The sequence below is a fragment of the Bacillus cereus group sp. N14 genome, from assembly GCF_016483555.1.
Taxonomy (GTDB): Bacteria; Bacillota; Bacilli; order Bacillales; family Bacillaceae_G; genus Bacillus_A; species Bacillus_A wiedmannii.
In genome coordinates this window covers 23,478-46,447 of record NZ_JAEHBQ010000005.1, presented here as the reverse complement: position 1 = coordinate 46,447, position 22,970 = coordinate 23,478, and the positions used below count along the sequence as shown (strand labels likewise).

Genomic DNA, 22,970 nt, shown 5'->3' with positions numbered 1-22,970 from the left:
CAGAAAATTAGGGTTTAATTGGAAAGGGAATGTGATAAACTGTAAAAAATAACGAAAAAGCAACGAAAGAGAAGAGTACATATTCAAAACTTTGCAGAGAGCTGATATGTGGTGGAAATCAGTAAGGGATGAATGTGGAATGGGCTCCGGAGCTTCTAGCTGAAATGAGTAGGCAAAGACGGTTACTTCACGTTAAGAAGTTGAAGTGAGCTATGATGATAGCTAATTAAGGTGGTACCGCGGGAGTCTCTCGTCCTTTTTATAGGATGAGGGGCTCTTTTTATTTTAAGGAAGGAGGAGTTAGAGTGAGTGAAAAAATAATGTTAACAGGAATTAAGCCGACAGGTTATCCTCATTTAGGAAATTATATTGGTGCGATTAAACCTGCATTACAAATGTCAAAGAAGAATGAAGGAAAAGCATTGTATTTTATAGCGGATTATCATGCGTTAAATGCTGTACATGATCCAAGTCAGTTTAGTAATTATACGAAAGAGGTAGCAGCCACTTGGTTATCACTCGGACTTGGAGAAGATGTTATTTTTTACCGACAAACAGAAGTGCCGGAGATTCTAGAATTAGCTTGGATATTAGCTTGCCTAACTCCGAAAGGGATTATGAACCGTGCCCATGCATATAAGGCGAAGGTGGAGCAAAATAAAGAAGCGGGTTTAGAGGTAGATGCAGGCGTGAATATGGGATTATATACGTATCCGATTTTAATGGCAGCTGACATATTACTATTTCAAGCTACTCATGTACCTGTCGGAAAAGACCAAATTCAGCATATTGAAATCGCGCGTGATATTGCGACGTATTTTAATCATACATTTGGTATGACATTTACGCTTCCGGAGTATGTCATACAAGAAGAAGGTGCCATTTTACCTGGTCTTGATGGAAGGAAGATGAGTAAAAGTTACGGGAATGTAATCCCATTATTTGCAGAACAAGAAAAACTACGAAAATTAATATTTAAAATCAAAACAGATTCTTCACTTCCAAATGAACCGAAAGAACTAGAAACATTATTTATGATATATAAAGAATTTGCGAAGGAAGATGAAATACAGTCGATGCGCGAAAAGTATGAAACTGGAATCGGATGGGGCGATATGAAAAAAGAGTTGTTTCGCGTTGTAGACCGCGAATTAGCAGGACCTCGGGAGAAATACGCTATGTATATGAATGAGCCAAATTTATTATATGAAGCGTTAGAAAAAGGTGCTGAGCGAGCAAGAAAAATCGCGAGGGTAAATTTAGCAGAAATAAAAAAACGGATTGGATTTGAGAGGGAACGTTAAGCGTTCCCTTGTTTTTTTAGATAATCTGTAATAACCCTCTCAATAACAGAAGGAAGATTACTAGGTAACTCATCAAGTGAAAAGAAGCGTAGTTCTTTCGATTCCATTTGGTCGCATACAAGTTCGCCATTGAATTCGCGGCAAATATAAACAACGAGTACACCGTGTACTTGATTGCCGTTTGGATAGATTTGAAAGAAATCTGGTCCTGAGTATGTACGGAATAGTTCTGGATTTTTAATAATAAGTCCAGTTTCCTCATATACTTCTCGCTTTAAAGCGTCTTCTAACGTTTCGTTATATTCTAAGGCGCCGCCAATAATGCCCCAGCGGTTAAAATCTGTACGTAGCTGCAGTAATATTTCATCTTTCTCATTTAATATAATGGCGTGTGAACCTATTAAAATAAGTGGATGATTTCCTACTAAATTTCTCATGTCTTCAATATAACCCATAGTTGTTCTCCTTATAGTTAATAATAGTTAGGAAGTTCTTTTAACATTCTTTCTGTTTTACGTGCTGTATAGGCTAAGTTATGATCATCTTTCGTTCTGAAAAATAATGTGCGTAAAAAGGTTTTAATGTTGGCACATAATATACAATACTCATTAAGCGAAAGGCGTTTTCTAATTTGAGGAAGCCTTTTTATTTTTTTATAAATAATTGAAATCAACTCATCTTGCGGAAAATCATGATATAGCATCGATAGTAACGGTGTAACAATTCGTTCATCTTCATTATTATGAAATAGATCCGATGGGATAAAAATTTTATTTAATAAACAATGAATTAATTCTTCATACCATTCAAAGGTCGTATAGGAATTGTGAACAATTTCAGTAAAGGCATCAGATACGTGGGCAAGACAATGAGCCCATCCTTTATTTTCAATATAGCCTCGAAAATCCGTTTCTAAGTTTGTGTATGTAATGAGTTTGTTTTTTATTTCTTCGATATCCTCTTCTGCAAAAAAGTAGTGCGAGTTAGCGAATTGTAGTATTAACGCAAGTAACGAAACCGTGTAAGAACGTGTGAAAACCCCATCTGTATGCGGTGTGTAAATGTCATAATATAAATACTCATCACTTAAACAAGTTTGTAGAAGTAATTTTAGCTGATCATCCATAAGGAATTCATGATGAATGAAATGTGCAAAACATTTATATATAAGTTGGTAACGAACGTAACTATCAGTTGTTCCGATATACTGAAGCATATTGAGCGTTAACTCATTCAAATCTATATGTTGCAGTTGCGTATAGTCATTTTGTTGTATAAGCTCTAACTGTTGTTGCAATGCTGTAATATCCAATGGAGAACCTCCTCCGCACTTTAAAGATGCAATGTTTTCTAGTATTCTATATATTCAAGGACAATCCTGCTCATGCAAGGAGAACAAGTAGAAATTCGAGTATGACATAGATGAGGGAAGTATATGATGACTATAGAACAGTTAGAAAAACATTTTAAAATAAGAAGAAATGCTTCTTCTATCATAATAAAAGAAAATAATGCAGAGGCTTTTACAGAAGAGAAATTAAAGGAAATAATGCAATATTGCGTTGCTGAGGCTGAAAAAGAGGGAATAGAAAACTTACATTTTGAAATTTCTTCAAAAAGCCCAAATTATGATGTGTATAAGAAATGTTTCGAAACGTATTCATTTGAATATGCCACTGAAAACATGATTGTGTTTAAGGATATATATGAAGTAGAAGATGTAGAGAGTGAAATTGATTTTAAGCTTATTGAAGAGATAGGCGAAGACGTTTTTTATTCACTGTGGAATGAAGTGACGGGAGAACAAATCGATTATGATCACTTTGTAAATATGATGCTACAAGAAATTGGTGAGCAATGGAAAGAGCATTGTTTAACAGCGAGTGTCGATGAAGAGCCGATAGGAATTGTAATCCCACATATTGAAAGAGGTACGTTAGAAGAAGGGAAACTCATGTATTTCGCAGTTTCTCCAAATATGCGAAATAAAGGATATGAAGCAGCGTTCTTTACAGGGGCAATGTTTGTCTTAAAAGAAATAGGCGCATCTTATTATATTGGCGAGACAAATGTACAAAATGAGTGGATGAAGGATGTTTTTGAAAAGAATGGATGTCAGTTATTAAGTTCTACTGAGCGATATGTGAGGAAGGTTTAGGAGGCTGAAAAAGGTTCTTGAACTTGTTTAACGGGAATCCGTGTACAAATTTTGAACAAGTAAAAGAACTTCTTGCCTGTTTGTAAGATAAAAAGAAAAATGAGAACGACAAAATAGATATTTCTATAATACAATAAAGAAAGATTCGATTATACGAGAAAGCGTTGGTGAAAGAATGGAGCAGCAAAGACATTGGTTACAAGCAACTGTAGAAAGAAATGAAGATCATACGTTACAAATAAAGTGGGAAAATAATATAGAAGAAGTTCGTATTTATTGGAGTACTTCACCAGATCATATTGAAGAAACTGGAGAATTACTTGCAACAGTAAATGGAGAATCATCATATACAATTGAAAATCTAAGTGAAACTGAGCGTCCATATTTTAGACTAGTAGGTAGTAATGGACAAGCAGTAACAGTAGCTGAGCGTAGATTGCCATTACAAGGCGCGTTTAACTTCCGTGATATGGGAGGATATGAAACGACTGAAGGCCGTAAAGTAAAATGGGGCAAGTTGTACCGTTCTGAAGAATTAGCAGGACTAACTGAATGGGATATTGCGTATTTGCAAAAATCTGGCTTGAAGTTAATTTGTGATTACCGTACAGATTTTGAGGTAAAGCATAAGCCAAACCCAGAAATTACAGGCGCTCGTCAAGTGTGTTTACCCGTTATGCAAGAATTAGCGAAAGACTTAAATATAAATGAATTTTTCCAAGTTGGTGACCTTTCTATGTTAGGGAAACCAGGCGAGTACCTTGTGAAAATGAATCAAGATTTCGTAAGTGGTAATGAAGCATTCGTGAGCTTCTTAAAACTAGCGCAAAATCCGGAAAACTTACCGTTAGTAAACCATTGTACAGCTGGAAAAGACCGTACTGGATTTGGATCAGCATTATTATTACTTTTACTAGGTGTACCAGAAAAAACAGTAATGGAAGACTACTTACTAAGTAATGGTTTCCGTGAAAAGTTAAATGAAAAAATGATGGCCTTTTTAGGTGCAAAATTACAAAACGATGAAAGTAGAGCAATATTAGGTGCAATGTTTGAAGCGCGCGCTGAATATTTACAAGCTGCGATTGATGAAGTGAAAAAGCAATACGGTTCAGTTGAAGCGTATGCTGAAAAGGCACTCGGCTTTACGAAAGAGTCGTTAGAGGAAATGAAAGAGTTATTGCTAGAGGATAAATAAGAATTCGGGAGGCTGATGTGGATTAGCCTCCCGAATTCTTATTGTTGATATAATTTCGTTCCATAAAGTGATTGATAACCGAATATCGTTGTTCGCATTATGAAATTTTTCGTTGCCTTATTATGCCTATAATAATTGGAATAGCTGTCCCAATTAATAATATCGGTAAAAATAATTTTCCAAAACCGCCGCTCCAATCTAGAGCTATTGAAATTGTTTCAAATTGGATGAAAGCAAAAATAAGTAAACAGACATTTTTTAATTGATTAAGCATTTTTCTGCTATTTAAATAAAACTGTTTAGCATTCGATTCATTAAATCTTTTTGGATAGTTATGAACTTCTGGAAACTTTTCTAAAGTTTGCATGAGAAGGAGTATGAATGCCCCTATTCCTGGTAGAAGTAAAAGTTCCCACTTTGATCCCCAACGATCTACAGCCCCATATGCGTTATAATGTGCAGGTACTTCCTCAGGTAATCTTCCCCAAATGATAATCAAAAAAATGATTGATCCAAAGAACAATGAATATCCAATAATATCTCCAACCCATTCACTTTTTGTTTTCGGAATTTTTATTTTAGGTCTTTCCCATGAATTTACTATATTTTTCCGCCCCCCTCTATGGTAACTATAGTAATATACTTCCTGTGTTCCCTTTTTAAAAATTGGATTCATTATCCAAATTATCTCAAATTAATAGTGTTTTCACAATTAATTATTATTGAATAACATGACTCATGTACCTTAAACAACTTTAAAATCTCTGTACAGCTACTATTCGTAAAGGGAAAAAGTTCGACTTAAGAGACGATTAATGAGAAAATACAAGTTGTAAATAACGTACTAGTTGAGGAGAACATTATGAAATATAAAGTTATATTATTCGACGTAGATGATACATTATTAGATTTTCCTGAAACGGAAAGAAACGCATTACATAACGCGTTTGTACAGTTCGGGATGCCTACAGGATATAATGATTATCTTGCAAGTTATAAACAGATTAGTAATGGATTATGGAGAGATTTAGAAAATAAAATGATTACGCTAAGTGAATTAGCGGTAGATCGATTTAGACAATTATTTGCACTTCATAATATAGAAGTAGATGCGCAGCAATTTAGTGATAGATACCTTGAAAACTTAGGAAAAGAAGTACACCTTATAGAAGGTGCAGTGCAATTATGTGAAAATCTACAAGATTGCAAGCTAGGTATTATTACGAATGGATATACGAAGGTGCAACAATCTAGAATCGGAAATTCACTTTTAAGTAACTTCTTTGAACATATTATTATTTCAGAAGAAGTCGGCCATCAAAAACCAGCACGTGAGATTTTTGATTATGCGTTTGAAAAGTTTGGGATTACGGATAAATCAAGCGTACTAATGGTTGGAGATTCCTTAACTTCTGATATGAAAGGCGGAGAAGATTACGGTATTGATACGTGTTGGTATAATCCGAGTTTGAAAGAAAATAAGACAGATGTTAAGCCGACTTATGAAGTGGAGAGCCTGCTAGAAATTGTGGAAGTGGCGGAAGAAAAGGTAGTTTCATTTTAATCGTGTTGATATTTGTCGATAAGTCGATATAATTTGAGTTACGATAGATATATCGAAAAAATCGTTGATATATTTTAAGTTACGATAGATATATTTGAAAAATCGTTGATATATTTTAAATTGCTCTGGTCAATATAGGAAAGAGCTGTGTAACAACTAGAGGTGAATAAAGAATGTTAACATTTTTATTTGAGTTAGAAAAAAGTCTCCCGAAGAAGGATGAGCCACGGTATGATGCTTATTCAAAGGGCTTTATCGAAGGAGATGTAACGATTCGCGCGAATGACAGCGTACTTTTCCAGAAGTCATGCATGAAGGTCGCAGAGCTCGGCATTTATTTAGGACAGTGGATGGAACAAGTGCAACATGGGCAGAAAGAACAATTGAATTATGAAACGAGTGACCGTGAGGAGGTAATTCTCGGGTTCTTCTATGAAGAGGAAGATCAGTGGAGAGTTTCTTCCAGTTGGCAGCAATTTGAACTTCAGGAACGTATATCCACTACAGCATTAGTAGAGAGCGTTGGGCGTTATTTGAATGAGCTAAATAAGGAACTGCGCGCGATAGAATATCCTGTTACGTTTGATCAGTATTTAAGAGGAGAGCGAATGATGCAGCTTTCTTATAAACGACTGTGTGATAGTAAAGCGGATACGACTTCAATAGAGGTTTACAATGGAAGCGAGGGAGTAGGCGCAGTACGGGGCTATTATAAAAATGCTTTGATGAAAGTGCTAGACTTCATTCCGAAAGTCGGTAGTAATATCATTTATGAAATAAAGGATAGTAAGGACAATATTCGCGTCATTGCAAAGGATGTAAGTAGGCAGCGTCAAAGAAGGATTTTAGTAACGTACATCGATAATAATGATGCAGAGCATGAAATACTTGTATGTGATGGAAAGTTATTAGATGCAAATTTCTTATTTACCTTTACATATAAGGGAGAAGAATATGTTGTTCACAAAACTTCAATTGGACTTGGAAAGTTATTGCGAAACGGCTATGTAATCGCAGATTGGAATATTCGTCTTGAGGAAGATATGTATTATATCAAAATGGATGTATATGATGAAGATTATATAGAGGATCAATACTTACTGTTAGGCGTATTTCATGCTGTTTTGTATGGGTGATAAATGAGTAGTACCGGTATTCTTCATGGAAAGAATGCCGGTATTTTTATATGATTTTTTGTCTTCAATTAATCCTCGAAAATAAAAACCTCATCAATTGTACTATGAAGTGCCTTCGCAATATCGTGAGCAAGTTGCAAGGAAGGGTTGTATTTTCCTTTTTCGAGATGGCTTATCGTTTCACGACGTACACCAACAGTTTTCGCTAAATCTTCTTGTGTCATATTCAATTTGGCGCGGTATTCTTTTATTTTCGTTACGAACGCCATGGTGCATCTTCCAATTCATCCACTGGTTTATCGTAAAAGAACATAGAGAAGCCGAACGTAAGAATGAGTGTGCCGAAAAGAAGAGCGATATCAATCTCTTGTAGCGCCGGGTTTGGAAATAACATTTCAATAAACATAATGATAGCGGTCGTTAGTAATGTAACGATAAATGCATTGCGGCACGATTTATTGACGATTTGTTCAAACAGTTCATCGTGTTGAACTGTTCTATACGATGTGAAAAAGGAGAAGAAACAGAACATAGTAAACAATCCTTGTTCATAAAAAAAGCCGAGGAATCCAAAGAAACCGAGAAAACCTAAATATTTAATCCAAGTTGTTTTCACGATAGATTCTCCTTTCAATGTTAGAAATAAATCACGTTATGTTATAAATATATCACATATGAAAATGTATAGTAATAATAATTTTCCAATTCTTTTCATAATAATAGTAAAAAGAGGAAATATAATGCGAAATAAAGAGGATAATATTGTAAAATGGTTGTAAGGAGGGGGAGGAAGGAATGCTAACTTGGATTATGATCGTTGTATTACTTGTAGTGATTACTGTAGTGGCAACGGTATTAATTGGGCGGAATGGTGATGCGGATTATAGTAAAGCGACAAAAGGGAATATTAAACGGCTGACGATGATTTATATTATACTAGCTGTCGTTTTAATCGTTGGATTAGGCTTGTATATTTATTTTAAAGGTTGAAAAAACTGAAAAAATATAAAAATCTAAAAATATAAGTATGCTATAATGTTAATATAGTTATTTGGTAATTAAGGAAAGGATTGGATGGAATGATTGAAATTACGAATGTGTCAAAAAGTTATAATGGGTCTACTTATGCAGTAAAAGATTTAAGTTTATCTGTGCCTAGCGGAGAAATCTTTGGGTTTTTAGGACCGAATGGTGCGGGTAAATCAACGACAATTAAGATGATTACTGGTATTCATGGAGTGGACAAAGGGACGATTACGATTAACGGTAAAGATATTATGAAAAATCCGATGGAAGCGAAGAAGACGTTTGGTTATGTTCCAGATAGTCCGGATATGTTTTTACGATTAAAGGGAATTGAATATTTAAACTTTATGGCAGATATGTATGAAGTGCCGAAAGAAGTACGCCAAGAACGAATCGAGTCTTTAGCAAAGAAGTTTGATCTTTATAATGCGTTATCTGATCAAATTCAAAGTTATTCACACGGTATGAGACAAAAAATTGTTATTATTGGTGTGCTCGTGCACGAGCCAGATGTATGGATTTTAGATGAACCGTTAACAGGGCTTGATCCGAAATCTGCATATATTTTAAAAGAAATGATGAGAGAGCATGCGGATAAAGGAAAGATAGTATTTTTCTCAACGCACGTATTAGAAGTGGCAGAAAAAATATGTGACCGCGTCGCGATTATTAATAAGGGAAATCTTCAGTTTAAAGGAAATTTAAATGAAATGAGAGATCATTTTAAATCCAATGAATCACTTGAAAAAATGTTCTTGGAGATGACGGGCAATGAGTAAAATTTGGACGTTAACGAAAGTATTATTGAAATTAAATTATGCAGATTTCATAACAGATAAGAAGAAGCGCTGGGCGTATGTATTTTCATTTGCAGCCATTTTATTTGTTGGTTTTTTAATATTTGGTTCGATGACGCACGGAATGTATGAAGGTATGAAACATTTGGGGCAAGATCCAGGAATGATTATCGCAATGGGACTTGCGATTGCGAGTATATGGGTATTTTTAATGAGTATAACGAACATTTTAACTGTATTTTACTATAGTAATGACATTGAAATGTTATTGCCGTTACCATTGAAACCAGCGCAGATTATTTCGGCAAAGTTTCTAACGGTATTAATTACACAATACGTAATGAGTTCATTTATTTTATTACCAATCTTTATTACGTACGGGTTAAAAAGTGGCGCATTTATTACATATTACATATACATGATTTTTATTTACTTACTCTTCCCGATTGTGCCGTTAGTATTAGCTTCATTACTGATGACAGTTATTATGAGGTATACAAATATAGCGAAAAATAAAGATCGAGGCAATATATTTATTGGAATCGTAAGTATACTATTTATTGTAGGAATTAATGTATTTTTACAGTGGAAAAATAAAAGTTCATTTTCTGAAGATGCACTTACGAATTATCTTGCGAGCAACGAATCTTCACTTTTAGTACAAATGACAAATTATTTTCCAACTACATATTTTGGAGCAGTGGCATTAGTAGAAAATGCAAATTGGAAGGGTCCTTTATACGTAATAATTTTTGCACTTATTTCATTTGTATTTTTTGTGTTGTTTTATTACATTGCAGAGCGTACATATTTAAAAGGGGTTATTGGACTTTCAACGAGTACAGCAAAAAAAGAGGTCATTTCAGCAGAAGGTTTACAGAAATCAACGGTACAAAGTTCACATTTGAAAGCGTATGTGAAAAAAGAGTTTAAAACGTTATTCCGTACACCGCAATTTTTCTTAAATTGTATCGTACAAACTTTCGTTATGCCGATTATGTTATTCTTTGTTTTATTCGTGCAAGATGGAAATTTAAAGTGGATAACAGGGTATATTGATAATCCAGAATCAGCAGGTCTTGCAATTGGCGTTGGTCTTTGTGCATCGTTATTTTTAATGGGAAGTAATGTTATCGCAACAACATCATTTTCACGAGATGGAAGTTCATGGTTTGTGAATCGTTATTTACCTGTAAAAGCTTCGGATATCTTTTTTGCGAAAGCGATCACTGCTTGGTTAATTAATGTAATTATTTTAGCAGTATTCGGTATTACGATGGCAGTTGTAGCGGGGATATCTCCAGTATTTATGGTACTTTGGTTCTTACTAAGTGCGAACGGTTTATTGCTAATCAATTTAATCGGTACACGCTGGGATGCACAAACTGCAGATATACATTGGGATACAGAGCAGAAATTATTTAAGAGCCGATATACAACTTTGTGGAACTTTTTAGCTAATATTTTTATAGCTTTAGTTATTGTAGCGGGAGTAAGTCTATTATACTTCTTCCTTCAAGTAGGACTGTGGGTTATGTTTATCGTTTTATTTGTAATGTTTACGATTGTAAATTATATCTTCATTAAAATTTTAAAATTAGGTGCAGAACGTATATTGTCAAATATTGAATAAAAAGATAGATCCTCTGTATTCGTGCAGGGGATTTATCCATAGATGGAGGAGAAAAGGTGAAGAAAATAGCAATTGTAACAGGGGCAACTCGTCTGAATGGAATTGGTGCAGCTGTATGCAAGGTGCTTGCTCAAAAAGGGATAGACATTTTTTTCACGTACTGGTCTCAGTATGATAAAGCGATGCCGTGGGGAATGCATGATAAAGAGCCCTTTTTGTTGAAAGAGGAGATTGAAAGTTTAGGTGTTCGATGTGAAATGGCAGAAATCAATTTATCGCAGTCGTATTCGCCAAATCGTTTGTTTTATATGGTCTCAGAACGTTTAGGTGATCCATCTATTTTAATTAATAATGCAGCGTATTCTACTCATACGAGAATTGAAGAATTAAATGTAGAACAGTTAGATAAACATTATACAGTGAATGTTCGCGCTACTATGTTATTAAGTTCATTATTTATAAAACATTATGCACTGAAAACGAGTGGCAGTATTATTAATCTTACTTCAGGACAGTCATTAGGGCCAATGCCTGATGAACTAGCATACGTAGCGACGAAAGGAGCAATTGAAGCATTTACAAAATCAGTAGCACCAGTTGCGATGGAGAAGGGAATTACAGTGAATGCTGTTGATCCAGGACCGACGAATACAGGATGGATTACAGAGGAGCTGAAGCATCATTTAGTGTGGAAGTTCCCGCAAGGTAAAGTAGGAGAACCGTCAGATGCAGCACGCTTAATTTCTTTTTTAGTAAGTGAAGAAGCAAAATGGATTACGGGGCAAGTCATTCATTCGAACGGTGGTTACTCATAAATATATTATGTTAACAATTGTTGAGAAACAAAAAATGAAAGAAAATATTATTTTTTTGTATAAATAAAATGTCAAGAAAGATAAAAATTTGATAGGAGAGTATATCGTCATATGAAGATAGTAATTCTTCATGTGACAATATACTCTTTTTCTTTTACTACAGAGAAGAAAAATGAAGTAGAAGAAACTCGAATATTCAAATTGGTTTATCAGTTTTTGTACGTATTATTATGAAGATTACTGTCGGAAAGATGGTAATTCGTATGAAAAGGGATTTTTTAAGAGGAAATCGAATCGTAAAGGGGAGGATAAATAAAGTAAACATAGGGGGATTTATATGAAAATGAAAAAGGTCGCTATCGCATCGATAACAATTGGTACAATGCTTACTATGGCAGCTTGTAGTCCTTCAGCAGAGAAAGAGACAGAAAAGAAAGAACAAGTAACAGCTCAAAATGAAGGAGAATCAAAAACGACAAGTGCAGATGAGACGTCAAAAACAACGAAAGATACTGAAAAAGATACAAATACTTCTTCAAATGAAAAAACAGATAAGGATGCAAAAAATACGAAAGAATCATCAGGAACAGAGAGTAACGGCAAAACATCAACTCAAAATGAGAATGTGAAAACAAAAGAAAAAGAAACGACAGGAAAAACGAATGACGAAACGACTAGCGGAAAAACAACAGATCAAAGTACAAGTACAAACTCAAACGGAAAAACAACGAAAGATCCGAAGAAAAGCGTAGCTGTGAAAACGAGTGTTAAAGAAGTTGCTGCATTAGTTGATAGCTTAGACAAGCAATTAGCTGCGAATCCGAAATTAGAAACAGTAAATAAACTTGGAAAACAAATTAATGAAAAATGGGATGTAATCGAGAAAGAGTTAGAAGCATCACACCCAGCTGAGTATAAAACAATCGGACAAAGTATGTATCCGTTAATTGTAGGAGCGGAGAAAGAAAAGATAGATATTAATAAAATGAAGTCATTAACGACGAAAACGAAAAAAGATTTAAATCAGTTATTAACGAAACTTTCGTAGTTTCAAAAGCCTACTGTGGAAGTAGGCTTTTTTGTATTTTTTGTAAAAGTCTATTTATTTTCAATTACGATACGAAATGAACCGAATGCTTGTTGACTGACATAATCTTCTTCGCTAGTTTTATAAGGAAATGGAAAAGCGACGAGCTGAAAATTACTTTCCTGATCCACTGAAGGCAATGTAAAATTGAAAATTTGTCTCGTTTCAGGTGCGACCGCAGTATAAACGATTTTTTTATCATTACATATTTCAACTTGTTCCCAATCTTTAAATGCTACGATTGCGTAAGTCATTTCATCTTTCGTTTCATTACCGTTTGATAAGGTTAATTGTCTGCCTTCTTTTTCAGAGAAGACAGTTTGTAATTTTTCTTCAGTGTTCGTAACAAATAATGGTTCATAAAGACCATCTTTTAAAATAGCATTTGGTTGTATAAAGGTGAATTTTATTTTTTTGCTTCTCTCCTGAGAGGAATTTATGGAGTATCGCATACTTAAAATCTCTTCTAATATAACCGCTTTATTTAAGTCATTATCTTTTAATTTATATTCAGGTTTTTTAATTATTAAAAAGGTTAATTCACTTGCATTAGGAGAAGTGTGTAAAGTGATTCTCGTAGTAATTGAACTATTTGGTTTCATATCAAAAGAATAGTGTAATACTTCATTAGCAGCTTCTTCTATTTTAAAAGGTTTTTGTTCGTAATCTTCTAGGACAATTAATCCATATTTTCGGTCTTCATCAACATTATGTATGAATGATAACGATACATTTATTTTATTATTCTCCATAGTAATTTCACTACCATTGTTAATATGTTGACCTTTAGTATTCTTCAATCCGTAAGAAATAGTATTGGTTTGTTGCTCTCGCTTATTTTCTGTAGGAGATGTATGTGGTTGTATGATTGAAGTATGGAATAAAACATAAATGATAATTAACGAAATAAGTATAACACTGATAATAATATACATTTGTTTCATAAATAGCACCTCAATATATTTAAAATATAAGAGAAAAAAGATATGCAAGATGCATATCTTTTTTCTCTTTCTTACCAGGAAGCTTTTGTTTCGTGATTCACATCATTATAACCATTTAATTTATAGGTATGATTACCAATAGCATAATCATCTCCATAATAAACACTTGTATTGGTCGCTGTAGCACTTACATAAGTTGTTTTTTTGGCACTATTACTTTTCGTATTCACTATTGAGCCATCGCCATTGAAAGTTCTTGCTTTTGCATAAATATAGTCTTCGGTCGTAGTTGATTTCGATTTAGCAACTGCATATGGGTTACCGAAAAAGGGAGTATACACGCTAATGTTAGAGTCGTTCTTAGGTGCAGCTGCAACAATCAAACTAGGAACATTAGATGTTTTTGCTGATTGAACTGTATCATAGTCAACTAAAACAGGCTGCTTGTCTGCAGCACCCACCTCTGAGGCACTTGCGTTATTAGTAAAACCAAAACCTAAAACCGCTAACCCTAAAGTTATCACCGCTAAAGATTTTTTCATATTCACTAATTTTCCCACCTTTTTAAATTTTTGAGTTCGAACTCAATTCATACAATATATGAAAATTTTGAAACTCTCAATAACTTGTCCCATACTTAACTTACCTTTTACTTTTGATTCAACATTTCTTCATTTGTAAAAAATCGAATATCTCTTCTAATGCTTAGCCAGCAAGGGAAACAGGTTTAACTTTATGAAATTCGTGTAAATTTAAATCTATTCATTTCATGATCTCTGTTATTTTTAAGGTTATGTGGGAAACTTATTTAAAAAAGGATGGTGATAAAAATGACAATCGATCGAGTTTGTACAATTGGGCCAGCAAGTAATAATAAAGAAACGTTAGCGAAGTTAATAAACAATGGTATGAAAATAGTACGGTTGAATTTATCACATGGTACGCATGAAAGTCATAAAGATATCATTCGTTTAGTCAAATCGTTAGACGATTCTATTAAAATTTTAGGCGATGTACAAGGTCCTAAAATAAGGTTAGGTGAAGTAAAAGGAGAACAAATTACACTTCAGGCGGGAGATTCTTTTATTTTACATACGCAACCAGTTACAGGGAGCAATAGAGAAGCAAGTGTTGATTATGCAGGAATCGCGAATGACGTGAAAGTTGGCAGTAGAATTTTAATTAATGATGGAGAAGTTGAATTAATTGTTGAAAAGATAAGTACGGATAAAATAGAAACAAAGGTGAAAACAGGTGGTAATATCTCATCTCATAAAGGGGTGAACTTACCAGGGGCAATCGTTAGTTTACCAGCTATTACAGAGAAAGATAAAAAAGACATTCAGTTTCTTCTAGAAGAGGATGTTGATTTTATCGCATGTTCTTTTGTAAGAAAACCTAGTCATATAAAAGAAATACGAGATTTTATACAACAGTACAAAGAAACTTCTCCTAATGTAATTGCCAAAATAGAAACGATGGAAGCGATCGAGAATTTTCAAGATATATGTAAAGAAGCAGACGGAATTATGATTGCACGGGGCGATTTAGGAGTAGAGTTGCCGTATCAATTTATTCCGCTTTTGCAGAAAATGATGATTCAGGAATGTAATCGAACGAATACATATGTTATTACAGCGACACAAATGCTTCAATCTATGGTAGATCATTCTATTCCAACAAGGGCTGAGGTGACTGATGTGTTTCAAGCTGTACTGGACGGAACGAATGCAGTTATGCTTTCTGCTGAAAGTGCGTCAGGCGAGCATCCAATTGAAAGTGTAAGAACATTACATCTCGTTTCTGAATTCGCTGAGCATGTGAAAAAAGACGGGCCTTTTGTCATGAAAGATGTATTGGAATTGCTGCATAAGTCTTTGGATGAGTGATAAATAAAAAGAGGGCGGATATGCATCCACCCTCGTGTTTTTCATTCTTATTATTCTTGCTCTTGCTCGTCCAAAATTTTATCAAAAGCAGCAGATACTTTATCAAACTCTTCATCATTTTCAATGTATGAAAACTCATTATCTTCTTCTACTTTTAAAAAGAAAATATCAATGTCTTCCTCAGATTCTGTTTGAATGTCTTCTACGAAGGCAACTGCAATATATTCTGCGCCTTCGACATCCATCGCTCCAAGTACTTCTACTTCCTGATCCTCATTATTCTCATCACTGAGAGTAAACACTTCGCCAACTTCAATATCAGACATATCCATTCTCCTCCTGTTCGACTCTAAAAAATAGAGCGCTCAAACTGTATACATACTAACATATCTTTCCATGAAAAATCAATTTCATACATTAGAAAAACAACTGATTCTTCAATAGAATAAGTATTTAGCTAGAAGGAGTTTTATTTGTGAGTGCTATATTACTTAATCCATTCAACAATTGTATCCATAGTTTGTCTTGTTTTATCACGCTTTGGCTCTTCTTTACGGTAACCAAAGGCAACCATAACAGATACTTCAAGATTATCATCTTTTATAATACCTTCTTGACGAAGTAAAGAATCTACTTTCTCTTTATCAAATCCTTCTATTGGACAAGAATCAATGCCGATTTGAGCTGCACTCGTCATCATATTACCTAAAGCAATATAAGATTGCTTAGATGCCCAATCAAATACAGCACGATCCGATTGTAACAAGTTAAAATCGGATTCCTGGAACTTTTTGAAGAATTCATATCTGATTTTTTGAGTGTCTTCAGGTAATCCAATAATATCGTTCATCATATATTTAATATACTCTGCATCATAATGCATATCTTTAATGTTTCTTGAAAGAACAATGACAAAGTGACTAGCTGTTGCAAGTTGCCCACTAGCGCCCCATGAATACGGTTGTAGTTTTTCTCTTAATTCTTTATTTTGTACGACAATAAATTTCCAAGGTTCATAACCAAAAGAAGAAGGAGATAATCTGCCTGTTTCTAAAATGAAATGAAAATCCTCTTCTGAAATTTTGTGCATAGGATCGAACTCTTTACATGCATGTCTGAAATGGAAAGCCTCCATAATTTTCTCTTTTGTAATTTGTTTTGTATTTGTCATAAAAGTTCCTCTTTTCATTAATTTATTTTTGTAAGTAAATTATATTTTTAAAGTAACATAGATACAAGTACGCACATTTATGTGTTATAGTATCAAAAAAGATACTATTGGTAAGGGAAGAGACTTATGATGGATTGTTCAAATGAAAATAATATAAATCACCCATTTTTAAATAAATATTCTTGTCCAGTAGAAGCGATGGTTGAGGTTATTGGCGGAAAATGGAAAGGGGTTATTTTGTATCATTTATTAGATGGTACAAAGCGGTTTAATGAATTAAAAAGATTAAAACCTAATATCACACAAAGAATGTTAACATTGCAGCTGAGAGAACTTGAAGCAGATGGCATTATACATCGTGAAGTATACCGTGAAGTGCCGCCAAAAGTAGAATATTCGTTAACGGAGCTTGGTGAATCACTACGTCCAATGATTCTATTAATGATGGAATGGGCAACTCATAATATGGAGAAAGTTTTGGAGAGTAGGAATACGAAAAATAATAGGTAAGAGTTGTAGAAATAAAAGGTGTTTTCCATATGTGAAGACACCTTTTATTTCTATATTTTTTACTTTTTAACTTCAACTGCTGAAATTGCAAAGTCATGCAAGTTTACAGTTTTGCCATACCAATCAGCGTGTTTAAAAACAACACCTTTTCCATATCCTTCAGTTGAAGTACGTTCCCATAGCGTTGTTGAATAGCTAGCAGTAGGGGATGCTGTACTTACGGAAGAAATTCTATTTTGCCAACTAGGAGGCAAATTTTTAAAACCACTACTAAGAGAAAAATACTCGCCACCTTTATTTGCATGTTCATAGAAGTCTGTACTATTAGGTCCGCTCCCGCCAACCCCAAGGGGAGTGATTGTATGATTCAACCTTTGTTTATCTTTTTTAATAAAAGACTCTAAACTTTCTTTGCTCGAAAATCCATAAGATAACCAGTCTCCATTTTGATTTTGTTTCGGTAGAACTAACGTTATTTTTACGTCTTCCTTTGGTGGAGCATCCAATTGGTTAAACGAATCTACAGTCTTTTCATCTACAGTTACATATTCAAAAGAGGTAATCGAATAATCCTTTTCGGTACTAGCTGATACTGATCCCAATCCTACAGTTAATGATGAAATGGCTACCACTGCACTTACTATCAATTTTTTTAGCATGAATTCATCTCCTTTACACTTAGTTTTTTTACATACATAAAATGTATGATAATTAAGTTGTATTGTAAATATTTAGAATTTTATAAAAATAAAACAGAATATTCTTTTATTAGTCTGGGGTAAGGAGAGTAATTTGAAAAAGGATTTACTTAAAAAGTAAATCCTTTTTGGGGGTTAGCAATAAAGTTATTGTGTAAATTTTGCAATTTGCTAACCGACTTCAAAACTCTACTGATTAAAGTTTCATTTTATCCTGTTATGAATCATACACTTCTTTTGCATTCATAGAAGCCGCATCTAATAAAAGGAAAATGGCTGCTATAATATGTAGAACGATTACTATATAAGGAAAGAAGGCAACTAGAGTAACGATAATGCCGATATAATGAGGGTACGTATTCATGTCTACTTTTTTAGCTAATAAAATAGTAGTGATATGTAACACAATCAATAGAAGTAAAGGTATCCCATATAGGTTAACGTGACTTAGAAATAAATAATAACAAGGAAGTAATAAAAGATGATAGATCCCTGTAGTCCACTTTAGTGCTTGGATGTAGGTTTTCAAAGTGAATCCTCCTAAAATAATTCATATCTATATATTACCAAAAATAATAGGTAATTGGATATTATATATTTGTAGATTTTAGTAGAATGTAATTTTTTTATGTAAACTAAGTATAATCTATAAGATAGAAAAACCACCCAAACGAGGGTGGTTCGTATTATAAATAATTACTTAAAGAAGAAAGCGGAACCTTCACCTCACTACCTTCCTTCATATTCCGCAGCATAACGGTTTCTGTACTAAGTTCTTCTTCCCCAATAATAAGCACATAAGGGATATTCTCTTTATTGGCATAATTAAGGGCACGTTTTAATTTGCGTCCTGCTAGTTCGAGTTCGACTTTTAAGGAAGTGGTAGAACGTAATTGCTGAGCAATTTGTAAGCATTGTAATTCTGTCCCGAGTGGGATGATAAATACATCCGCTGTAGATGATATTGTTTCTTTCTGCGATAGTGCTGTATAAATAACGTCTAAACCGAATGAGATACCGACTGTTGGATAGGTCATATTATCGCCACGGAATGCCCCGATAATATTATCGTAACGGCCACCGCTACCGATGCTGGATGTAATCGATCCATCTTTTAGAAAGATTTCATATACGGTGCCTGTGTACATTGTAAGTCCTCGCGCTAAAAACGGATTGAATAAAGCATTTTCATTTATTCCGAGAGCGATTAAATATTGCTGTAATTGTTGTAATTCGTTTACTCCTTCGGCAACGAGTGGAGTATTGAAAGCTTCTTTAAAGTCAGCAATTGAAAGCTTTAGACAAGATAAAACGGTATTACATATCGTATCAGCCATTTCTTCAGAAATTCCGCGCTCTAATACATCTTTTCGTACACCATCAATCCCAATCTTTTCGATTTTGTCTAATGATAAAATAACGTCACTCGTTAGTTCAGTAGGGATGTTAATGGACTCAAGAATACCGTTTAACAATTTTCGGTTATTATATTGGATTGTTACTTCTAAGTTTAACGTTCGGAACAGTTCAAACGCCATGCTCATAAGTTCCGCTTCTGCCATAACTGATTCTACACCGACTATATCAACGTCGCATTGAATGAACTCACGAAATCTTCCTTGTTTAATTGGCCCATCTCGAAATACTTTTCCAATTTCATACCGTTTAAAAGGGAGGCGGATGTTCGGATTCATTGCTACGACTTTTGCGAATGGGATTGTTAAATCATAGCGTAAGGCAAGGGCACGTTTTCCTTGATCTTGAAGCGTATATATTTCTTTTAAAATTTCATCGCCACCGCCGTACTTGTAAGACATAAGCTCATACATATTTAACGTTGGTGTTTCTAACGGTTTACATCCGTATCGTTCAAACGTGTCTTCACACACTCTTTTAATTTTGTTTCGCAGTACTTGTTCCTCTGGTAAATAGTCCTTTGTTCCTTTTACGTTTTTCATTTCCATCTTAATCACTCCTTTTTTAAATTAAAAAAAGCTATATGGGTATAAAAATACCCACATAGCTTTATGAACGCTTCGTGGGTCAACAGGAAAAGCCCTGTACCCACGAAGAAAAATTTTTCTTCGGATACACGGCGTTACGTATGATGATGAAGTTGGAAAGACGTATTAAAATTTTGCATTAGAAATCTCTCCTTAACATAAGTTTTTCCAAATTATATCAGATGATTTTTGAAATATCAATATTTTCAGTTTTGAAATATACGTGAAGTTATGTAGGAGAATTGGAAAAGGGTGTATAATAAAAGAAAATTTAATGTTATGAAATAACTTTTTAAGGAGAAACTCATGAAAAAAGATAAAACAAATGCGATGCGAATATTAGATAAAGAAAAAATTGAATATTCGATGATGTCATATGATCCAAACGATGGGAAAATCGATGGCGTATCAGTAGCCGAGAAAATTGGACGAGAAGTGAGAGAAGTATATAAAACGTTAATCGCTCAAGGAAATAGTAAAAATTATCACGTTTTTATCATCCCAGTAGATGAGGAATTGAATTTAAAAGCTGCCGCAAAAGCAGTAAGTGAAAAGAAAATTGAGATGATTCCTGTAAAAGATATTACGAAAGTTTCAGGATACATTCGCGGTGGTTGTTCACCAGTCGGAATGAAGAAGTTATTTTCTACATGTATTGATGAAAGCGCCCAATCACTTGAAACGATCATTGTAAGCGGCGGGAAAATCGGTATACAAATTGAGCTGAAAGTGGATGACTTAGCGAAAGTGACGAGAGCGCAGTTTGGTGAGATAACGAAATAATGATACATAGGAAAAGAAACTCTAGTTTTATTAAATTTAGATAAAGATTTATAGGATAGTTAGTCCATTATGGGGCTGATTATCCTTTTTGTTTACATACTGGATAAACTGAATCGTTTGTTTGGCTTTGGGAGGAGGACAAAGCCTCGCGCGAGGACTTTAAATAAACAAGGAGAGTTACTCACAAAGATAGACAAAGGAAGGGAGCGTGTTTTAATGAAGGTTCAAGAAATCCCCATAAGAAAGCACATATTGTGGGATTCCAGTATTTTGGAAAATTCTCACGCTAAGAGTATGCAAGATTTTATACAGTTTTTTTGCTAATTCAGTAACAAACAAGAACCCTAAAACCGTGCTAGTATAGGAATGTATAAAAAAATGTATAGATTTATAGAACAAAAAAAGAAGGTTTCCTTGTGAGAGCAGGATTCTCTTTTTTCCTTGATACTGATAATGAGACGTTATGTTAACTTTACATGTATATGTTATACATCAAAACTCCGCATACAGCGTTCCACCCACATGGTACAATTAGAAAAAGGAGGAGGACTTCAAAATGATTTTAGAAGCAGTCATGTTGCAAGTAAAAGACGGTATGGAGACGGAGTATGAATCGGTATTTAAGCAAGCATCCTCAATCATCTCTTCCATGCAAGGATACATAAATCATGAATTACAACGCTGTATGGAGAAAAAAGGAAAATATTTGCTCCTTGTGCAATGGGAAACTTTAGAAGACCACACGATAGGATTTCGTCAATCTAAACAATATCAAGAGTGGAAAACATTATTGCATCACTTTTATGATCCATTTCCAACAGTTGAACACTTTGAGCGTGTAGAGTTATCACGAAACTGAACTTGACCGTCTATTAATACTTGAAAAGTAACTTCCAATAACGAAAATTATGTAAATAAGCTGTTCACTGGATTCTCATAGAAAACTGTGGTGAGATGGCTATGTATCGGTACCCTACAATAAAAAGGCAGGAACATATCAAATATGTTCCTGCCTTTGATTTTAGACAGATGTTTCCTAACAGTTGATTTTGTTAACGAAAGTCGACTTTAAATCAATATCTTGCGTGGAATAAAGTACATATAATAAAAGTATGAGGTGATGATGTGAAAGAGATAAACATTCATAAAAAAATTGCGGATAAGAGAAAAGAAAAGGGAATTACGCAGGAAGAGTTAGCAGCGTATATCGGTATTACGAAGGCGTCTGTTTCCAAATGGGAGACAGGACAGAGTTATCCGGATATTACATTTTTACCACTGTTAGCATCGTACTTTAATATAAGTATAGATGAACTAATCTGTTATACACCACAAATGGAACAGGGAGATATTAGGGATTTATATCATAGACTAGCGGAAGCTTTTAGTGAAGAACCGTTTGATGAAGTAATGATGGAGTGCAGGGGAATAATTAAAAAATATTATTCTTGTTTTCCATTATTACTTCAAATGGGACTACTTTTTATTAACCACCATATGTTAACAAAGGATACGGATAAAAGAATTGAAATTTTAGAAGAGGCAATGTCTCTTTTTAGCAGGGTGCAGGAAGAAAGTGATGATGTTTCTCTTGTGAAAGAGGCGGTATCGTTTCAAGCAACTTGCTATCTTATACTCAATAAACCGAATGAAGTATTGCAATTGCTTGGCGAAACGATACGTCCTAACGTTCCAGAGGAAGATTTAATCGCACAGGCGTATCAAATGCTTGGAAATACTGAAAAGGCAAATGAAATAATGCAAATTAGTATGTATCAACATTTAATACAACTCGTTGCGACAATACCAAATTATGTAGTAGTAAATGCCTCAAGCGTTGAAAAAGTAGAGGTAATTTTAAATAGAGCTTTTATGTTAATAGATATATATGAAATAGAAACATTACATCCTAATATGACTTTAAAAATATACTATGCTGCTGCGCAAGTATATTGTATGCAAGACAATTTTGAAAGAGCATTAGAAATGTTACGGAAATATGCAGCGGTTTGTGCGGCGAGCTTTACAGTAAATAGTCTACATTTACATGGGGATTCCTATTTTGATGCGATTGATGAATGGTTTGCAGAGTTTCCACTTGGTGCTAAAACAGTTAGAAATGAAGAGATTATAAAGCGAAGCATGTTACAAAGTATTGCAGAGAATCCAGTTTTTGCTCCAATGAAAGATGTAAGAGAGTATAAAAATATAATAACGAGTTTGAAATTTAAATTGGATATAAAAGAATAGGGGT

The 22,970-nt window shown here is 34.2% G+C and carries 27 protein-coding genes and 1 other annotated feature; of the genes, 15 read left to right on the top strand and 12 right to left on the bottom strand.

Translation table 11 applies throughout. From position 1 onward, the window contains the following. Positions 1-53 precede the first annotated feature (53 nt). Positions 54-261 (top strand) — a binding site (T-box leader). Positions 262-266: 5 nt separating this feature from the next. Next, positions 267-1,304, top strand: a complete 1,038-nt coding sequence (locus JDS82_RS09685; protein ID WP_199713151.1) for a tryptophan--tRNA ligase — start codon at positions 267-269, stop codon at positions 1,302-1,304. On the opposite strand, the gene JDS82_RS09680 is transcribed toward JDS82_RS09685, so the two are convergent. After that, positions 1,301-1,759 carry an NUDIX hydrolase gene (locus JDS82_RS09680; RefSeq protein ID WP_199713150.1) on the bottom strand — a complete coding sequence of 153 codons (459 nt, stop codon included), beginning with the start codon at positions 1,757-1,759 and terminating at the stop codon, positions 1,301-1,303. The genes JDS82_RS09685 and JDS82_RS09680 overlap by 4 nt on opposite strands. Positions 1,760-1,776: 17 nt before the next feature. Continuing rightward, a complete protein-coding gene (locus JDS82_RS09675; RefSeq protein ID WP_199713149.1) occupies positions 1,777-2,616 on the bottom strand; it encodes a DUF2785 domain-containing protein in 840 nt (279 codons plus the stop codon). 123 nt (positions 2,617-2,739) lie between these two features. Between JDS82_RS09675 and JDS82_RS09670 the strand changes: the two genes are divergently transcribed. Together JDS82_RS09670 and JDS82_RS09665 are read left to right on the top strand one after the other, a co-directional pair. Then, positions 2,740-3,462: a GNAT family N-acetyltransferase gene (locus tag JDS82_RS09670; protein ID WP_199713148.1), complete on the top strand. Its 723-nt coding sequence runs from the start codon at positions 2,740-2,742 to the stop codon at positions 3,460-3,462. 175 nt (positions 3,463-3,637) lie between these two features. Next, positions 3,638-4,660 carry a tyrosine-protein phosphatase gene (locus tag JDS82_RS09665; protein WP_199713147.1) on the top strand — a complete coding sequence of 341 codons (1,023 nt, stop codon included), beginning with the start codon at positions 3,638-3,640 and terminating at the stop codon, positions 4,658-4,660. A gap of 97 nt (positions 4,661-4,757) precedes the next feature. Here the strand turns inward: JDS82_RS09665 and JDS82_RS09660 are convergent, their stop codons facing one another. Continuing rightward, positions 4,758-5,183 (bottom strand): DUF1648 domain-containing protein, encoded by a 426-nt coding sequence (locus tag JDS82_RS09660; protein WP_000464975.1) that lies wholly within the window; start codon positions 5,181-5,183, stop codon positions 4,758-4,760. A 339-nt stretch (positions 5,184-5,522) separates the two neighbouring features. On the opposite strand from JDS82_RS09660, the gene JDS82_RS09655 reads away from it, so the two are divergent. Further along, complete coding sequence (locus JDS82_RS09655) at positions 5,523-6,224, top strand: YjjG family noncanonical pyrimidine nucleotidase (RefSeq protein ID WP_199713146.1); 702 nt, start codon at positions 5,523-5,525, stop codon at positions 6,222-6,224. A 173-nt stretch (positions 6,225-6,397) separates the two neighbouring features. Continuing rightward, positions 6,398-7,360 (top strand): tubby C-terminal domain-like protein, encoded by a 963-nt coding sequence (locus JDS82_RS09650; protein WP_199713145.1) that lies wholly within the window; start codon positions 6,398-6,400, stop codon positions 7,358-7,360. Positions 7,361-7,428: 68 nt separating this feature from the next. Here the strand turns inward: JDS82_RS09650 and JDS82_RS09645 are convergent, their stop codons facing one another. Together JDS82_RS09645 and JDS82_RS09640 are read right to left on the bottom strand one after the other, a co-directional pair. Beyond that, entirely contained in the window at positions 7,429-7,629 is a 201-nt protein-coding gene (locus tag JDS82_RS09645; RefSeq protein WP_000896309.1) for a helix-turn-helix transcriptional regulator, read from the bottom strand. Further along, positions 7,617-7,976: a DUF2178 domain-containing protein gene (locus tag JDS82_RS09640; protein ID WP_199713144.1), complete on the bottom strand. Its 360-nt coding sequence runs from the start codon at positions 7,974-7,976 to the stop codon at positions 7,617-7,619. Before JDS82_RS09640 ends, JDS82_RS09645 begins: the two co-directional genes overlap by 13 nt. Positions 7,977-8,155: 179 nt before the next feature. Here JDS82_RS09640 and JDS82_RS09635 point away from each other — a divergent pair, with 179 nt between their 5' ends. The 5 genes from JDS82_RS09635 to JDS82_RS09615 all read left to right on the top strand — a co-directional run bounded on the left by JDS82_RS09635 (position 8,156) and on the right by JDS82_RS09615 (position 12,679). Continuing rightward, a complete protein-coding gene (locus JDS82_RS09635; RefSeq protein WP_064057432.1) occupies positions 8,156-8,350 on the top strand; it encodes a hypothetical protein in 195 nt (64 codons plus the stop codon). A gap of 89 nt (positions 8,351-8,439) precedes the next feature. After that, entirely contained in the window at positions 8,440-9,165 is a 726-nt protein-coding gene (locus JDS82_RS09630) for an ABC transporter ATP-binding protein (RefSeq protein ID WP_000570200.1), read from the top strand. After that, complete coding sequence (locus tag JDS82_RS09625) at positions 9,158-10,816, top strand: putative ABC transporter permease subunit (protein WP_061672730.1); 1,659 nt, start codon at positions 9,158-9,160, stop codon at positions 10,814-10,816. The genes JDS82_RS09630 and JDS82_RS09625 overlap by 8 nt, the downstream gene beginning before the upstream one ends. 56 nt (positions 10,817-10,872) lie before the next feature. Continuing rightward, entirely contained in the window at positions 10,873-11,631 is a 759-nt protein-coding gene (locus JDS82_RS09620) for an SDR family oxidoreductase (RefSeq protein ID WP_000716969.1), read from the top strand. A gap of 337 nt (positions 11,632-11,968) precedes the next feature. After that, complete coding sequence (locus tag JDS82_RS09615) at positions 11,969-12,679, top strand: hypothetical protein (protein ID WP_199713143.1); 711 nt, start codon at positions 11,969-11,971, stop codon at positions 12,677-12,679. A gap of 50 nt (positions 12,680-12,729) precedes the next feature. Here JDS82_RS09615 and JDS82_RS09610 read toward each other — a convergent pair whose 3' ends face one another. Both JDS82_RS09610 and JDS82_RS09605 read right to left on the bottom strand, forming a co-directional pair. After that, complete coding sequence (locus JDS82_RS09610; RefSeq protein WP_076538882.1) at positions 12,730-13,662, bottom strand: hypothetical protein; 933 nt, start codon at positions 13,660-13,662, stop codon at positions 12,730-12,732. Between the two features lie 71 nt (positions 13,663-13,733). Then, the gene (locus JDS82_RS09605; protein WP_088091688.1) at positions 13,734-14,210 is read right to left on the bottom strand and encodes a XoxI protein; all 477 of its coding nucleotides are present in this window, start codon (positions 14,208-14,210) and stop codon (positions 13,734-13,736) included. A 270-nt stretch (positions 14,211-14,480) separates the two neighbouring features. Between JDS82_RS09605 and JDS82_RS09600 the strand changes: the two genes are divergently transcribed. Beyond that, positions 14,481-15,551, top strand: a complete 1,071-nt coding sequence (locus JDS82_RS09600; protein WP_088091687.1) for a pyruvate kinase — start codon at positions 14,481-14,483, stop codon at positions 15,549-15,551. Between the two features lie 50 nt (positions 15,552-15,601). Here the strand turns inward: JDS82_RS09600 and JDS82_RS09595 are convergent, their stop codons facing one another. Both JDS82_RS09595 and JDS82_RS09590 read right to left on the bottom strand, forming a co-directional pair. Further along, complete coding sequence (locus JDS82_RS09595) at positions 15,602-15,883, bottom strand: DUF1292 domain-containing protein (protein WP_002008111.1); 282 nt, start codon at positions 15,881-15,883, stop codon at positions 15,602-15,604. A gap of 155 nt (positions 15,884-16,038) precedes the next feature. Further along, positions 16,039-16,722 (bottom strand): NAD(P)H-dependent oxidoreductase, encoded by a 684-nt coding sequence (locus tag JDS82_RS09590; RefSeq protein WP_000185618.1) that lies wholly within the window; start codon positions 16,720-16,722, stop codon positions 16,039-16,041. Between the two features lie 129 nt (positions 16,723-16,851). Between JDS82_RS09590 and JDS82_RS09585 the strand changes: the two genes are divergently transcribed. Continuing rightward, positions 16,852-17,232, top strand: a complete 381-nt coding sequence (locus tag JDS82_RS09585; protein ID WP_199713225.1) for a winged helix-turn-helix transcriptional regulator — start codon at positions 16,852-16,854, stop codon at positions 17,230-17,232. Between the two features lie 59 nt (positions 17,233-17,291). Here JDS82_RS09585 and JDS82_RS09580 read toward each other — a convergent pair whose 3' ends face one another. The 3 genes from JDS82_RS09580 to JDS82_RS09570 form a co-directional block, all read right to left on the bottom strand. Beyond that, entirely contained in the window at positions 17,292-17,891 is a 600-nt protein-coding gene (locus JDS82_RS09580; RefSeq protein ID WP_061672724.1) for a hypothetical protein, read from the bottom strand. A gap of 256 nt (positions 17,892-18,147) precedes the next feature. Beyond that, positions 18,148-18,459 carry a hypothetical protein gene (locus tag JDS82_RS09575; RefSeq protein WP_000860710.1) on the bottom strand — a complete coding sequence of 104 codons (312 nt, stop codon included), beginning with the start codon at positions 18,457-18,459 and terminating at the stop codon, positions 18,148-18,150. A gap of 157 nt (positions 18,460-18,616) precedes the next feature. After that, complete coding sequence (locus tag JDS82_RS09570; RefSeq protein WP_199713142.1) at positions 18,617-19,894, bottom strand: histidine--tRNA ligase; 1,278 nt, start codon at positions 19,892-19,894, stop codon at positions 18,617-18,619. 345 nt (positions 19,895-20,239) lie between these two features. Between JDS82_RS09570 and ybaK the strand changes: the two genes are divergently transcribed. From ybaK to JDS82_RS09555, 3 genes are all read left to right on the top strand, one after another. Then, positions 20,240-20,716, top strand: coding sequence for a Cys-tRNA(Pro) deacylase (gene ybaK / locus JDS82_RS09565; RefSeq protein ID WP_048565981.1), 477 nt, complete (start codon positions 20,240-20,242; stop codon positions 20,714-20,716). Between the two features lie 556 nt (positions 20,717-21,272). Further along, positions 21,273-21,575 carry an antibiotic biosynthesis monooxygenase family protein gene (locus JDS82_RS09560; RefSeq protein WP_088091681.1) on the top strand — a complete coding sequence of 101 codons (303 nt, stop codon included), beginning with the start codon at positions 21,273-21,275 and terminating at the stop codon, positions 21,573-21,575. A 266-nt stretch (positions 21,576-21,841) separates the two neighbouring features. Further along, the gene (locus tag JDS82_RS09555; RefSeq protein WP_088091680.1) at positions 21,842-22,966 is read left to right on the top strand and encodes a helix-turn-helix domain-containing protein; all 1,125 of its coding nucleotides are present in this window, start codon (positions 21,842-21,844) and stop codon (positions 22,964-22,966) included. Positions 22,967-22,970 lie beyond the last annotated feature (4 nt).

Excerpts from the sequence above, each read along its gene's own strand:
- JDS82_RS09685 (WP_199713151.1), top strand. The coding sequence starts at position 267 with ATGAGGGGCTCTTTTTATTTTAAGGAAGGAGGAGTTAGAGTGAGTGAA.
- JDS82_RS09680 (WP_199713150.1), bottom strand. The coding sequence starts at position 1,759 with ATGGGTTATATTGAAGACATGAGAAATTTAGTAGGAAATCATCCACTT.
- JDS82_RS09670 (WP_199713148.1), top strand. The coding sequence starts at position 2,740 with ATGATGACTATAGAACAGTTAGAAAAACATTTTAAAATAAGAAGAAAT.
- JDS82_RS09665 (WP_199713147.1), top strand. The coding sequence starts at position 3,638 with ATGGAGCAGCAAAGACATTGGTTACAAGCAACTGTAGAAAGAAATGAA.
- JDS82_RS09655 (WP_199713146.1), top strand. The coding sequence starts at position 5,523 with ATGAAATATAAAGTTATATTATTCGACGTAGATGATACATTATTAGAT.
- JDS82_RS09650 (WP_199713145.1), top strand. The coding sequence starts at position 6,398 with ATGTTAACATTTTTATTTGAGTTAGAAAAAAGTCTCCCGAAGAAGGAT.
- JDS82_RS09645 (WP_000896309.1), bottom strand. The coding sequence starts at position 7,629 with ATGGCGTTCGTAACGAAAATAAAAGAATACCGCGCCAAATTGAATATG.
- JDS82_RS09635 (WP_064057432.1), top strand. The coding sequence starts at position 8,156 with ATGCTAACTTGGATTATGATCGTTGTATTACTTGTAGTGATTACTGTA.
- JDS82_RS09630 (WP_000570200.1), top strand. The coding sequence starts at position 8,440 with ATGATTGAAATTACGAATGTGTCAAAAAGTTATAATGGGTCTACTTAT.
- JDS82_RS09625 (WP_061672730.1), top strand. The coding sequence starts at position 9,158 with ATGAGTAAAATTTGGACGTTAACGAAAGTATTATTGAAATTAAATTAT.
- JDS82_RS09615 (WP_199713143.1), top strand. The coding sequence starts at position 11,969 with ATGAAAATGAAAAAGGTCGCTATCGCATCGATAACAATTGGTACAATG.
- JDS82_RS09610 (WP_076538882.1), bottom strand. The coding sequence starts at position 13,662 with ATGAAACAAATGTATATTATTATCAGTGTTATACTTATTTCGTTAATT.
- JDS82_RS09600 (WP_088091687.1), top strand. The coding sequence starts at position 14,481 with ATGGTGATAAAAATGACAATCGATCGAGTTTGTACAATTGGGCCAGCA.
- JDS82_RS09595 (WP_002008111.1), bottom strand. The coding sequence starts at position 15,883 with ATGGATATGTCTGATATTGAAGTTGGCGAAGTGTTTACTCTCAGTGAT.
- JDS82_RS09590 (WP_000185618.1), bottom strand. The coding sequence starts at position 16,722 with ATGACAAATACAAAACAAATTACAAAAGAGAAAATTATGGAGGCTTTC.
- JDS82_RS09585 (WP_199713225.1), top strand. The coding sequence starts at position 16,852 with ATGGATTGTTCAAATGAAAATAATATAAATCACCCATTTTTAAATAAA.
- JDS82_RS09580 (WP_061672724.1), bottom strand. The coding sequence starts at position 17,891 with ATGCTAAAAAAATTGATAGTAAGTGCAGTGGTAGCCATTTCATCATTA.
- JDS82_RS09570 (WP_199713142.1), bottom strand. The coding sequence starts at position 19,894 with ATGGAAATGAAAAACGTAAAAGGAACAAAGGACTATTTACCAGAGGAA.
- ybaK (WP_048565981.1), top strand. The coding sequence starts at position 20,240 with ATGAAAAAAGATAAAACAAATGCGATGCGAATATTAGATAAAGAAAAA.
- JDS82_RS09560 (WP_088091681.1), top strand. The coding sequence starts at position 21,273 with ATGATTTTAGAAGCAGTCATGTTGCAAGTAAAAGACGGTATGGAGACG.